The sequence below is a fragment of the Glutamicibacter sp. GQ173 genome, from assembly GCF_059759215.1.
This window is the reverse complement of record NZ_JCAXDT010000008.1, coordinates 58,026-70,055: the sequence shown is the minus strand read 5'-3', so window position 1 is coordinate 70,055 and position 12,030 is coordinate 58,026. Positions and strand designations below refer to the sequence as shown.

General features: G+C 58.1%; 13 protein-coding genes. 3 read left to right on the top strand and 10 right to left on the bottom strand.

The window, feature by feature from the left end; genetic code table 11:
• Positions 1-182: 182 nt before the first annotated feature.
• A complete protein-coding gene (locus tag AC6CHO_RS13370; RefSeq protein WP_498215598.1) occupies positions 183-809 on the top strand; it encodes a helicase associated domain-containing protein in 627 nt (208 codons plus the stop codon).
• A 283-nt stretch (positions 810-1,092) separates the two neighbouring features.
• Here the strand turns inward: AC6CHO_RS13370 and AC6CHO_RS13365 are convergent, their stop codons facing one another.
• Positions 1,093-2,448: an MvaI/BcnI family restriction endonuclease gene (locus tag AC6CHO_RS13365; protein WP_498215596.1), complete on the bottom strand. Its 1,356-nt coding sequence runs from the start codon at positions 2,446-2,448 to the stop codon at positions 1,093-1,095.
• A gap of 1,035 nt (positions 2,449-3,483) precedes the next feature.
• Here AC6CHO_RS13365 and dcm point away from each other — a divergent pair.
• Positions 3,484-4,794 (top strand): DNA (cytosine-5-)-methyltransferase, encoded by a 1,311-nt coding sequence (dcm, locus tag AC6CHO_RS13360; RefSeq protein WP_498215594.1) that lies wholly within the window; start codon positions 3,484-3,486, stop codon positions 4,792-4,794.
• Between the two features lie 551 nt (positions 4,795-5,345).
• Here dcm and AC6CHO_RS13355 read toward each other — a convergent pair.
• The 4 genes from AC6CHO_RS13355 to AC6CHO_RS13340 all read right to left on the bottom strand — a co-directional run bounded on the left by AC6CHO_RS13355 (position 5,346) and on the right by AC6CHO_RS13340 (position 6,965).
• Positions 5,346-5,702 carry an amidohydrolase family protein gene (locus tag AC6CHO_RS13355; RefSeq protein ID WP_498215592.1) on the bottom strand — a complete coding sequence of 119 codons (357 nt, stop codon included), beginning with the start codon at positions 5,700-5,702 and terminating at the stop codon, positions 5,346-5,348.
• A gap of 122 nt (positions 5,703-5,824) precedes the next feature.
• Positions 5,825-6,202, bottom strand: a complete 378-nt coding sequence (locus AC6CHO_RS13350; RefSeq protein WP_498215590.1) for a hypothetical protein — start codon at positions 6,200-6,202, stop codon at positions 5,825-5,827.
• Positions 6,203-6,245: 43 nt separating this feature from the next.
• Positions 6,246-6,572: an amidohydrolase family protein gene (locus tag AC6CHO_RS13345; protein ID WP_498215588.1), complete on the bottom strand. Its 327-nt coding sequence runs from the start codon at positions 6,570-6,572 to the stop codon at positions 6,246-6,248.
• A 174-nt stretch (positions 6,573-6,746) separates the two neighbouring features.
• Entirely contained in the window at positions 6,747-6,965 is a 219-nt protein-coding gene (locus AC6CHO_RS13340; protein ID WP_498215586.1) for a hypothetical protein, read from the bottom strand.
• Positions 6,966-7,093: 128 nt separating this feature from the next.
• On the opposite strand from AC6CHO_RS13340, the gene AC6CHO_RS13335 reads away from it, so the two are divergent.
• Positions 7,094-7,876, top strand: a complete 783-nt coding sequence (locus tag AC6CHO_RS13335; RefSeq protein ID WP_498215584.1) for an SDR family oxidoreductase — start codon at positions 7,094-7,096, stop codon at positions 7,874-7,876.
• Between the two features lie 85 nt (positions 7,877-7,961).
• Here the strand turns inward: AC6CHO_RS13335 and AC6CHO_RS13330 are convergent, their stop codons facing one another.
• Genes AC6CHO_RS13330 through phnD form a run of 5 tightly spaced genes read right to left on the bottom strand, consistent with a single transcriptional unit; the run spans position 7,962 to position 11,883 of the window.
• Positions 7,962-8,564, bottom strand: coding sequence for a TetR/AcrR family transcriptional regulator (locus AC6CHO_RS13330; protein ID WP_498215582.1), 603 nt, complete (start codon positions 8,562-8,564; stop codon positions 7,962-7,964).
• 11 nt (positions 8,565-8,575) lie between these two features.
• Positions 8,576-9,340, bottom strand: a complete 765-nt coding sequence (locus AC6CHO_RS13325; RefSeq protein WP_498215580.1) for a tyrosine-protein phosphatase — start codon at positions 9,338-9,340, stop codon at positions 8,576-8,578.
• Positions 9,337-10,173 carry a phosphonate ABC transporter, permease protein PhnE gene (phnE, locus tag AC6CHO_RS13320; protein ID WP_498215578.1) on the bottom strand — a complete coding sequence of 279 codons (837 nt, stop codon included), beginning with the start codon at positions 10,171-10,173 and terminating at the stop codon, positions 9,337-9,339. Before phnE ends, AC6CHO_RS13325 begins: the two co-directional genes overlap by 4 nt.
• Positions 10,163-10,999: a phosphonate ABC transporter ATP-binding protein gene (locus AC6CHO_RS13315; protein ID WP_498215577.1), complete on the bottom strand. Its 837-nt coding sequence runs from the start codon at positions 10,997-10,999 to the stop codon at positions 10,163-10,165. The genes phnE and AC6CHO_RS13315 overlap by 11 nt, the downstream gene beginning before the upstream one ends.
• Complete coding sequence (phnD, locus tag AC6CHO_RS13310; RefSeq protein WP_498215575.1) at positions 10,996-11,883, bottom strand: phosphate/phosphite/phosphonate ABC transporter substrate-binding protein; 888 nt, start codon at positions 11,881-11,883, stop codon at positions 10,996-10,998. Before phnD ends, AC6CHO_RS13315 begins: the two co-directional genes overlap by 4 nt.
• Between the last annotated feature and the right edge of the window lie 147 nt (positions 11,884-12,030).

Below are 12,030 nucleotides of genomic sequence, written 5' to 3'. Positions count from 1 at the left end.
AGCGCTTAAGGTTACATCTACTTGTGCAATCATGTATCGCAGTTCTGCCAACGCTGCTTGAAATCGCGGACAAATGTAGTCCCGAAATCGCATCATTCTCAGTCAATAGGTTTCTATTCTTTGATTTGCCAGAACACGAGGACCAAACCGTCCTATCCAACACGTGTTGTACCCTAGTTGTCATGGTCAGTTGGAGCATATCGAGGCACCCGGAATGGGACCAAATGTACCTTGCAGGTCTAACGGTTAGTGAAATCTCAACTCTGTACTGTCGTTCTGCAGCAACGGTCCATTATCATGTCAGGCGTCGTGAATATTACGAGCCAGGTTTTCAAACCAAGCACGAAGCGGCATTGGATGAGCGACGAAGGAACGAACTTTCGGCCACTTGGATCCAACGATTGGAAGCTCTCACTGACTTTCATACTGCGAACGGCCGTTTCCCAAGGACAACGGGTACCCGCGCTGAGCGGTCATTACACATTTGGTTAACTGAGCAACGTTCGCTATTTAAATCGGGGCTCTTATCCCCCAGCAAGATTTTTTTATTAGAAACAATCTCTGGTTGGGAAAAAGTTCCACGTCAGATTGAACTGGACGATCAATGGAAATCTAGACTGGCAGCTGTTAGCAAGTACGTTTCCGAGAACGGTTGTATCCCACGATATCGCACCTCTACTACGTTCTATGAAAAGTCTTTAGGGGTTTGGCTCCATAACCAGCACCAGCGTCGTGCGGAGGGGAAGCTCGAAGAATGGCGGCTCAACGCATTAGACCAAGAACTACCCAATTGGCACAGCCGCTCATAATATACGCTTAAATCGCCAAAGCATACTTCCTCTTAGACTTGCTTTCTACGTCACTGTTGCATCTGAAACCACTCGAAAATTATTGCGTATTTCGTAAAGAAAAACACCAGAATGTAGCAAATATGAGGCCTTGCGTGATTTTTCATTTTCATTGGCACAGGAGGAGATTTGTGGCTAACATTTATCGCATCAATGTAAAAGCGATAATACGACATCAATCTTTCCAGTTCTCTACCATTAGAAGACTTGCTTGCAAAAGACACTTGCTCGATAGTGACGTCTACTATAGGTCGACTTTCTCGAACTTCTTATACAAATCACCCGCGTTTACAAGAGATGACCTAAATTGGTATCGAGTGTGAGGCTTCCACTTTTTTCCCTCGGTCAGTTTAGTATTCAAACCTGGGTCTAAGACGACCGAGCCGTTAGCGATAGCGCCGAGGAAATAAAGGAACGATGTTCCTTCACCGACATGGACTTTAGTTCCATAGCTGTATTCACGCGGCCTACCGTTGGAGGCAATGCACGGAACAAAGACAGCCTTAGCATGTTTGGTTTGCCAGTGGGTAAGTAGCTTGGCAAACGACCAGCGGCCAAGGACGAGGTCCTGCTGTGGGTCACGGAAATAGAGGTAGCCATCCTCAACGATTGTTTTGGAGGGAGCGTCGAACCCCACTAAACCGAATTCTAGTCCCGTCTTCGGATGAATTTGTCCGGCTTTGTGGATCCCGGAGAGATCCCAACGCGTACCAGTTGGATCCAGCTTCCCATACGTTTGCGTCAACCAGCTCGTGCCCTTGTCCTTAGCCTCCCCGCCATCCGGGTTAGGGGTAAGCAAGGTAATCCTCGAACTCAAATGAGCGTTGAGATGGCTAACGCGATGCGCTTTGATCTCCCAGTCTAGGTAGTCAGGCTGAGCCAACCCGTTGGCTGTTATCCCAAGCTCACTTTCTAAGGTCACGCCATGACAGTTAGGTGCGTCGCAGGCTAGGCGAGATCCATCCCGTTGCAGCCTATAAGCTTCGATCCACTGCTTGTCATGGATTTTACGTAGCTCTCGGAAGAGGACCTCGCGAGTGCTCGCTTCGTCCTCCCGCAAACTCAATGGTACGAGTCGACCCCTACCATTGTTGAACTTCTCGAGATATAGAGCGGCAGGGGAATACCTCGAAACAACGACAGCATAGACCTTTCGATCTTTGCCTGGACCGAAAATCAGACATCTACCTGCTTCCTGCCCCCTCGATGCCGGATCCTTTGTGAGGGCCAAAAGTTCTTTGGGACTATGAGGAGAATTCTCGAGGAACCCGGAAAGCCGTACCTCAGGATACTGAGGGTAGTAGATAAGCTTGGTTTCTGGCGCTGGAGCGACCCCGTGCTCGTGGAACCACACCCATGGCAGGCTCGTGTGGAAGATCGGTTTGCCGGCCTTCGGTTTGCTGGAGTTTGCTTGGTGGCGTGTCACCGGCCCCGGAAACAGGTGACCCAATCCGGAAAGGTCCCTACCGAGACCTGTGATTTGGTTCTTGTTATTATGATTCCGCGTAAGGAACTTCACTTCGACGTGTCTGACACCATGGTCCTTAAAACGCTGTTCGATCCTTTGCCATGTCACAATGTCATTCCACAAGTTTTCCATACTGCCATTCAACCCCAAGCCGGTGAAATTTTAGCGAAAGCTACATCCAGATGCTTCTTGTGAGTCGTCTTATTCGAAGCATCTAGCAATATTAGTACTCTCCCGCTGCGCGGAGTCGGCGTCGAAGCGAACAGAAATCGCTAAGTTGGATGAGGTGCCAGGTGATTGACATTTCTGGCGGGAAAGAAGCAATTCGAGGACTGCGGATTTGTGGTGCTCTCGCTGTGCAAGCATTCAAAACAATATGGAGCTCTTCTGCGACTGGAAATCTATTTGGTGCTACCTTGAACGGCCGACAGTCCCGATCATCCCCCTTGTTTGGGACTGTCAAAGAGATAATCAGAAATAAACTTCACAGGAAAGAACCACTCGATAAATCCATTGACCCCACGCCAGTGCTAGAAGTTCTCCCAGCCTAGCTCTCTAATTGAGCAAAGACGAGAGCAGTTCGCGGTGAATCAGGTTGCTACTGGCCCGTTTACGGAGCTCTTGTGGTTCAATCGAGAGGTGACCCTGGCGATTAGGAGCGGTCATTACCTATTAAAGACTGTCCACCGCCTAGGAGCCCCGGGGCGATTGAACGTCGGTGACCGGCAACACTGGCGGGAAGACAAAGGGCCAGTTCAAGGAGTCCCTCGCCATTCGCGGCCAGTTTTCCTTCGTGGAGATTCAACATTAACCTCGTAGCTGGTGTCGCAAACCTGCCCTTCCACGAAAACTCTCCCGCTAAGCCGCTCAGAAATGACTCACTTTGTACCGCTCGCTGTGGCTAAGAAAGAGCGCCTGTCCCAACAAGGGAACTATCAAGTAGTCCAAAATGTCCGTGTCGCACCGTAAATTTTAACGGGATCAGATATTCCGAATTGCATCTAGCCTTCCCGTGCCTTAAACATCTAGGCGAGGGCTACGTACAAAATCCGGAAAGGCGATCCATCTTTCAGATTGTCTGCGGCGCGGCGATTTGCACCCCCGTCAATTGTGGGGAATATTTATAGACAGTTTGACCCTACTTTTTCCCCATGAATGGAGTGCTTCGTGACGCTGGCACCGGCCGAACAGGCCACTACACCCCGCACCCTGCTGCAGGACCTACGCAAGAGCCACAGCCAGGCGAAACTCGCGTCCCTATTACAGGTATCATCCAAGACTGTGGCCCGCTGGGAAGCCGGCGAAACCGAATGCCCGCCTTACCTGAGGGCCGCGCTCGAGGACATCAAGAAGCATCAGTCTGAAGCTACTGTCCCGGCCCGGACTGATAAGACGTCCTTCCGATTCGTCGATCTCTTCGCCGGCATCGGAGGAATCCGGCTGGCGTTCGAATCAATAGGCGGCGAATGCGTATTCACTTCCGAATGGAACAAGTTCGCTCAGCAAACCTACGCACGGAACTTCGGCCACGACTTACCAGGCTTCGTGGACGGACTCCACGAAGAAGAGAACGGACATACCTTCGCAGGAGATATCACTAAAGTCGAGGCCAAGACCATCCCCGACCATGACGTGCTGTTGGCAGGGTTCCCCTGCCAACCTTTCTCCATCGCCGGGGTCTCCAAAAAGAACTCACTTGGCCGGGAACACGGCTTCGCTGATGCCACCCAAGGAACGCTCTTTTTCGACGTTGCCCGCATTATCGAAGAAAAACAGCCCCAGGCGTTCATGCTTGAAAATGTGAAGAACCTGCTTTCTCACGACAAAGGGCGCACCTTCAAGGTTATTAAGGAAACTCTCGAGGATGAGCTCGGGTACAGCATCGCGTTCAAAATCATCAACGGCGCATCATACGTGCCCCAAGGTCGCCAACGCATCATTATTGTCGGATTCAGGGACCCCTCGGTGTTCGAAGGAAACGATGGGTTCTCATTCGACAACCTCACCACCCAGTGCAACCCCGACGGCACAACGAAAATCGTCAACCCTACAATGGTTTCGATCTTGCACCCAGAAGACGGGTCAGAGTTAGCCGAGGCGCCCTTCACAGAAGGCGCTATGGCAACAGTGAATGAAAAGTACATATTGACCCCGAACCTCTGGGCCTACCTGAAAAACTATGCCGCGAAGCACCGGGCCGCAGGGAACGGTTTCGGCTATGGACTCGTTGGACCTGAATCGGTGGCACGTACCCTCTCCGCTCGATATCACAAGGACGGTTCGGAGATTTTAGTCTCTCGTGGCGTTGGTGAACGCCCTCGCCGTTTGACTCCCCGGGAATGTGCGCGTCTCATGGGATTCCCTGATTCCTACGAAATCCCGGTTTCCGACACCCAGGCTTACCGCCAATTCGGAAACAGTGTCGTTGTCCCTGCCGTGACCGCCGTCGCCGAAGAGATGAGGCGCTTCATTAGATAGACCCAAGCAGCTTTTGCAGTTAGCGGCCTCAATCATTTGGCCGCTAACTGTGCTTTACTCCGTCCAAAGTTTCCTGAGCGTCATCCTGTCTCGTTCCCCATCCAGTGCTTTCTATGCAAGTATTTTGATCTGACTGCTCAAATTGCCTTGGCTGCTATGCTCGACCTCGATTCACGATTAGCCGACACCTTCCGAGATAAATACAGCCAATTAAATGCTCTGAAATATCGCCAAATTGCGCACAACCAAAAGCGCTATTGCCGTTCCTTCCATCGACTCAAATCTGGAAGGGACGGCAATAATCGTGATGACTCAACAGACTCCGCCACGCGTGGAGACCTATCTGCCAAAAACACTTAAGCACGGTGTCCGTCTGTGCCAACGTTCACGAAGAAAACTGATCGTGCTTGGATGTTACCCCATTGGGCAGACCTGCAACTCAGGCCCCGGTCATCGTCCGGGCGGGATCGGCGGCGTAGGCCGTTTCCTTGGCCACCACGGTACGCACCACCAGAGCGGTGAGCAGCACGTCATTACCCTCCGCGAAGGGATCAGGGATCGAGCACCGTATAGTCAGCGGCATACCCAGCTTCCAGCCGCTCGTGGGTGGCACCTTCCCCTACAGATGCGGCGGAATCACGAGTTGCGTGGGAGATGGTATTGACCAGCGGCAATGCCAGTTGAGGCTGGACCGGCTCAAAGGTGTTGTCCAGCGCGGAACAACGGGTCGTGGCCACGAACATATTGGGCAGTGCTGCGTGCGGTGCGGTCGGGGCATCGGTGGAGAAGCCCAGCAATGCGCCGGCTTGCTCGTATTCTGTCCAAGCGAACCCGCGCTCCGTTCGGTCATCCCCTAGCATGGCGTCCCAGTAGGGATGCGAGGCAGCGTCGGTGTGAAAAGGCTGCACCGACTCGGTACCCCCCTAGGTGGGCCATGCGCTCGGCTGTCCCCGGAACGGCGTATTCCAAGGGCTCAATGCGGTGGCGGCGCTCAATTGAGCCGTTGGCCTCCAAGGCCTGCCCGATGGCGTCAAGAGCGATGGCGCTCGCGGCGTCGCTCTTGACGCGCACGGCGACCTGCAACCCTTCCGCGGCGAGAGCCGGGGCCAGGCGCTCCAGCGGCCAGATCGGGCTCGCGCCGCTGCCGTCCGACTACGGCTCGCGCAGCGCGACGGTGCAGGCATCGTGTACCTCGTCGGCAATGAACTTCATCCCCGCCAACATACGGAAGCTGCGCCCATGCTCTCTCGAGGCCCAGCTCGGCTGCCCGACGCTCTTGCACGACATTGTCTTGGGCATCTCCGGCATTGGTGATGAACCAATGCGCCGATACCTGCAAGGGCCGCTCTCTCGAATCCTGCTCCAGAGTGTCTTCCATGGCCGTCAGGCAGATCTCGTCGAAGGCCATGTCCACAACTCCAGTGATGCTGGCGGTCAGATATGCAACGTAGTCATATTCTAGGGGCGATATCGCGGTCAGCGTCGCTGGATTGCTTCTCCAAGAAAGGCCAGACCAGCTGCTGGGCCGCGGTTTCCAGTAGCAGCCCGGTCGCATACCAGCTGACCTCACGCACGATCTGCCCTCCGATCGGCACCAGGGTCTGCACGATAATACCTAGCTCGGCCAACACGGCGCTATTGACCCAGCAGGAGTGAAGTTCATTGTTGTCCAGGTACTGGGGTGCGACTCCGAGTATCTCGTCGAGCATGGCAGCCGTTGGCTGTCCGCCGGGCCTGGACTCGAAGTGCCAGCCGTATCCGTGGATCCGGGCTGCCACGGAGCCGCAGCCACGGCATTGGCGAGTCGCACCCGATTCTGATTCAGGCTCGATGCCTCAGCGAGTTCGACCTTGCCCAATGCCTCGCCCATCATCAGCAGAGGCGAATGGGAACAATAGATCTCGTAAACACCATGCAGTTGCCAAGGCCAATGGCTCCTGCCCAAGTCCCCGCTAGCTCGCACTCAGCAGCGGCAGGTGAGCCGGAAAAATGACGGTGCCGAACCGGACCGCCGTTGCCTCGGCCCAGTTGGAGCGTGGATCGGCGTCTGCAGTGAAAACGCGGGCATTGTGGCACAGGATCGTGGATACCACTGACTCTACCTCTGCCGAAGACTTGGCTCCTGCGACACGGACCTTCCAAGAAACCTCGTATTCCCACGCCCCATCCATGCGAAGTTCACCCAATTTCAACCCGCATGAGCAACGCTGGAACTATCGAGGGAATACAAACGCCTATAGATGCGTTTGCATCTATATCAGACATTGAATCCGCTGATGCCAAGGAAAGGGAATGAATCATGGAACGTTTTGAAGGCAAGGCAGTCATCATCACCGGCGCAGGCTCCGGCCTGGGACGCGCAGCTGCCATCCAGATTGCAAAGGAAAAGGGCAAGCTGGCACTCGTTGACCTCAACGAGGCAGGCCTGAAGGACACCGAAACTGAAATCCGCACCTTCGCTCCCGATGCGGAGATCATTCTTGTCACCGCAAACGTCGCCAATGAAGCCGAAGTGGAAAACTACGTCAAGGCCACTCTCGACGCCTTCGGACGCATCGACGGATTCTTCAACAACGCTGGCATCGAAGGAAAACAGAACCTCACCGAGGACTTCGGCTCCGAGGAATTCAACAAGGTCGTCTCGATCAACCTCAACGGCGTCTTCTTCGGCATGGAGCACGTGCTCAAGGCCATGCGCGCCCAGGGATCCGGCGCCATCGTCAACACCGCTTCGGTTGGCGGCATCCGCGGCGTCGGCAACCAGTCCGGCTACGCTGCCTCCAAGCACGGTGTCGTGGGCTTGACCCGCAACTCGGCCATCGAATACGGCCAGTACGGCATCCAGATCAATGCCATCGCGCCGGGAGCCATCATGACTCCGATGGTCGAGGGCTCCCTGAAGCAAATCGATCCCGAGAACTGGGAAGAAGTCGGCAAGGAATTCGTTGAGCCCAACCCGATGAAGCGCTTTGGAAAGCCGGAAGAAGTCGGCCAGCTCGTCGCCTTCCTGCTCTCCGGTGATGCAGGCTTCATCAATGCAGCGGTCATCCCCATCGACGGCGGACAGTCCTACAAATACTAGGAACCCCGCTCCCGGCTTGCCGGAATAGCTGACGGCGCCTGCGCCATCTATTCGATGGCACAGGCGCCTATTTATTGCCCCGGTACTACGCGACCATGCCCCGCCACACTGTTTCAAAAGCAGCTTCCAGCCTGGCACGGGTCTGCGGCAAGCGGAAGCTGTCGCCACGCACCACCAGCTGGTAGTACGCGGAACCGGCCAAGGCATCGAAAGAGGCCTCGACATCCAGATCCTGGCGCAGGATCCCCTGTTCCATTCCCGCGCGCAGGGCCTGCTCGATCGGCACCCGGCGCAGCTTCACATGCGATTGCCAATAGGCCAGCTGAAGCTCCTTGTCGGCCATCACCAGGCGGATGCGCTGGCGGAAGCGGGATTCAGAATACATCTCCACGGTTTGCTCCGCCCCGTGGCCAAGGAGCGCCTCGAAGAGGTTCTGCCGCAGGCCTCCTTCCAGGGATATGGCCGGCGGCACCACGCGTCCGGTATTCAGCGCGGAAGCAATGAGCAAGGTCATCGATGGCCATCGCCGGTAGATGGCAGCACGGCTGACACCGCTGCGATCCACCAGCTTGGATACCGTGATCTCCTGATCCGCATCGATCATCTCCAGCGCGGCATCGAGCACCAGCTGTTCCAGATCTTCATCGCGTGGACGTCCTGGACGCCGCCGGACCTCCGGCTGGGCCATTGCTGCCAAGCCTAGGCCTCCACAGCGCGCTGGCGCAGCCGCTGTACGGTGGCATCGCTTAGTCCTGCCTCGCGCAGCGGAGCCAGCGGATCACCGTGGCGCGCCCGCAGCTCTCGGAGCATCATCTCCATTGCCACATCCATCTCGCCGTTGAGCAGCTGCGAGGAATCGAACTGGGAGACATCCACGCCCATGGCCTGCCACATGGCTCCCATCACCGGCTGGTTGCGTTCCATGATGGCGCGCATGTTCGGGCCGGTCAGCGCGTAGTCCGCCACGATATCCTCATCGCTGGCGCCCAAGGCCAGCAGCAGCATGGCAGCCAGCACGCCGGTGCGGTCTCGTCCCGCGGCGCAGTGGAAGGCCGTGGCCCCCGGAGCATGGGCAATGATGTTCAGCGCCGTGACCAGCGCGGCGGCAGAGTGTTCTACCATCTGCAGGTACATCTTTCCCATGGCCTCATGGGTGAACCCCGCGGCGCCCTGCGGCGTTGCGCGGGACACATCGCTGATCAGCGGCAAGTTGTGATAGGCCACCGGGAATTCCGCCAGCGGCCCGCGCCCGGTCAGGGCCACTTCCGCCGGCGAGCGCAGGTCGATGACCGCGGTGAGCCCCTCGCCCACCCATTGCGCGGCCGCTTCCCTGGTCGCGTAGGCGATGTCATCGGTGCGGATCACCAGGTTCTTGCGCAGCGTGCCCCCGGCGATGCTGATTCCTCCGAGGTCCCGCAGGTTCACCGGGAGGCTGAGTTCAAGTTCCAGGATGGTGGTGCTCATGTGATTCTCCTTCGTATCAGGGCGCTGCCCTGGTCAATGATCGTGACAAGCACGATGATGCAGATGATGATGGCCGACAGGTGGCCGTAGTCGTACATGCGCATGGCGGTGGTCAGCTCCAGGCCGATGCCTCCGGCGCCGACCAGCCCCAGGATGGTTGCGCCGCGCACATTGCCTTCGAAGAGCAGCAGCGTATAGGAGACCAGCAGCGGGGCGGCCTGCGGCAGGATCCCGTAGTGGATGATCTGCCGCTTGGAAGCGCCGACGGCCTGCATGGCGGTCACCGGTCCCTTGTCCACCGATTCCATGGCCTCGGCGAAGATCTTGCCAATAGAGCCCAGCGAGCCGAGCGTCATGGCCAGGATGCCGGCGAAGGGCCCCAGTCCCACGGCGGAGACGAACATCAAGGCGAATACCAGGTCCGGCACGGCGCGGATCACGTTCATGATCCAGCGCGAGGGGTAGTACAGCCACGGCGGGGCGATGGTGGAGGCCGCGCCGAAGGCGCCCAGCAACGAGAGCACAACGCCCAGCACGGTGCCGACGATGGCCATTTGCAGGGTCTCGAGCAGCAGTTCCAGGATGGTGGAGATCTTCGAGAAGTCCGGAGGGAAGAGCCGGGCGAGGAATTCGCCCATGTTCAGTGTTCCCTGGCCGAGCTTGATGAAATCGAAACCGACTCCGCCGGCGGACCACAACAGGATGAGCGCCGCGATGGGCAGGCCCAGCAGGAAGCGACCGCTCGGGAGGGAAAAGGCCCGCTCCAGGCGGATCCGCTCGGCGGCCGGCAGCTCTTGGCTTGCCGGGGAAGCGGTGGTGGTGTCAGTGGACATCGTTGCCATCCTCTTCGTAGATCCCCTTCAGCGACTGCTCGTCGAGCTCGCCGCTCTTGGCGGAAAACAGCATCTTGCCCTGCCGCAGCCCCACGATGCGGTCGCTGTGGGCCAGTGCCAGCGGAAGCACGTGCAGGCTGACCAGTACCGGGATGCCGTCCTGCACGGCGATGTCCCGCAGCAGGTGGAGGACCGAGTCGGCCAGCTTCGGATCCAGCGAGGCCACCGGCTCATCGGCCAGGATCAACCGGGGACGTTGCATCAGCGCCCGGGCGATGGCCACGCGCTGCTGCTGCCCGCCGCTGAGCGATCGTGCCGGATCCTTGGCCTTGTGCGCAATGCCCACCCGGTCCAGCAATTCCATGGCGTATTTGCGGTGGGCGCTGGAGAAGCCGCCCACGAGGTTGATGGCCCCGGCCTGGTGCAGGGCGCCGGTGAGCACATTGGAGAGCACGCTCAAGCGCGGGATCAGGTTGAACTGCTGGAAAACCTGCCCCACCTCGGACCGCAGCTGGCGCAGCTCGCCGCGCTGGAGATTGCGCAGGTCATGGCCGGCCACCCGGACCGTGCCGGCGGTCGCCGGGGCAAACCCCGTCAGGGTTTTCATCAGGGTAGATTTGCCGGAGCCCGAGGCACCCAGCAAGGAGACCATCTCGCCCGGGAACAAGTCCAGGTCCACACCGTCCAGCACGGGCACCGGCTTCTTCGGGTCATAGCAGACTTCCAGACCGCGCACGGTGGCCAACGGCAGCGCCTGGCGCAGTTCGGCGGTGCTCATCAGCTGCGCCGGCTGGGCGGGGGCTGCCGCTTTGGCGGACGGACTCATTTCAGGTCCTCCAGTTCAACGCCTGCCACCTCGGCGATGTCGGCAAAGGAGGCATAGGCGCTGGGATCCGGGGCTACCTCCACCTCAAGTCCGATGAAGGACGAGTATCCGGCCAAAGCTTCCTTGTTCTTTTCGGAGAAGATCTTCGGCAGGGCTTCTTGCAGCGTGGCCCGGGTTTCCTCATCCAGGGATTGGCGGGCCAGCACGCTGCCCATGATCTCCATCGAGGGGCTCTGGCCGATGCCGCGCCATTCGCCCTCGGCGAAGGGGAACATCGGTGCTCCCATTTCGGTGAGCACGTTGGCGGTGCAGGCCGCGTCCACCTGTCCCTGCTCCAGGGCGGCGAAGCTTCCCTCGTGGCCGCCGGCGAAGATGGCTTCATAGTCCTTGCCCTGCTCCAGCCCGGCCTGGTGCAGCATGTAGACAGGCATGAAGTAGCCCGAGCTCGAGGCCTGGTCCGCGAAGGCGATGGTCTTGCCGCGGAAGTCCTCCAGCGTCTTGGCTGGCGAGCCGTCGAGCACCACGCAGGTGGAGACCGGCTCATCGGTGCCCTTCCAGGCCAGCAGGGAGTCGACTTCACCGGTATTCAAGGCCAGCGCCGAGGGGAACCCGCTCATGATCCCCATGTCCACATGGTCTGCGCGGATGGCTTCCACCACGCTGAGGTAGTCGGGAACGTCGGTGACCTCGACCTCGCGGCCGGTCTCGGCTTCGAGCAATTCCACGAGGGCTTCATTGGGATTCACTGCCGTGGGATCATCCGAGACGGGCAGGGTGGCGATCTTGATCGGCGCATCGGCCGCGGTGGCCGATGCTTGGCAGCCTGTGAGAGCCAAGGCGGCGAGGCCGAGCAAGCCCACGGGGACGAGTGCAGGGTGGCGCATGAGGCGGACCTTTCCTAGCGTTGCGAGTGTCTAGTGCCCTCAAATTCGAGAACACCATTACTCAAACACCGGAAAGTGACCACTAATTACGAGACTGCCGTACTCGTTAGGAAACGTGGAATGAATGGTTGGTAACGCGGCCGCCGG

What these genes read in the sequence shown, in the direction of transcription:
- AC6CHO_RS13370 (WP_498215598.1), top strand. Translation starts at nt 183, where the DNA reads ATGGTCAGTTGGAGCATATCGAGGCACCCGGAATGGGACCAAATGTAC.
- AC6CHO_RS13365 (WP_498215596.1), bottom strand. Translation starts at nt 2,448, where the DNA reads ATGGAAAACTTGTGGAATGACATTGTGACATGGCAAAGGATCGAACAG.
- AC6CHO_RS13350 (WP_498215590.1), bottom strand. Translation starts at nt 6,202, where the DNA reads ATGGCCTTCGACGAGATCTGCCTGACGGCCATGGAAGACACTCTGGAG.
- AC6CHO_RS13340 (WP_498215586.1), bottom strand. Translation starts at nt 6,965, where the DNA reads ATGGATGGGGCGTGGGAATACGAGGTTTCTTGGAAGGTCCGTGTCGCA.
- AC6CHO_RS13335 (WP_498215584.1), top strand. Translation starts at nt 7,094, where the DNA reads ATGGAACGTTTTGAAGGCAAGGCAGTCATCATCACCGGCGCAGGCTCC.
- AC6CHO_RS13330 (WP_498215582.1), bottom strand. Translation starts at nt 8,564, where the DNA reads ATGGCCCAGCCGGAGGTCCGGCGGCGTCCAGGACGTCCACGCGATGAA.
- AC6CHO_RS13325 (WP_498215580.1), bottom strand. Translation starts at nt 9,340, where the DNA reads ATGAGCACCACCATCCTGGAACTTGAACTCAGCCTCCCGGTGAACCTG.
- phnE (WP_498215578.1), bottom strand. Translation starts at nt 10,173, where the DNA reads ATGTCCACTGACACCACCACCGCTTCCCCGGCAAGCCAAGAGCTGCCG.
- AC6CHO_RS13315 (WP_498215577.1), bottom strand. Translation starts at nt 10,999, where the DNA reads ATGAGTCCGTCCGCCAAAGCGGCAGCCCCCGCCCAGCCGGCGCAGCTG.
- phnD (WP_498215575.1), bottom strand. Translation starts at nt 11,883, where the DNA reads ATGCGCCACCCTGCACTCGTCCCCGTGGGCTTGCTCGGCCTCGCCGCC.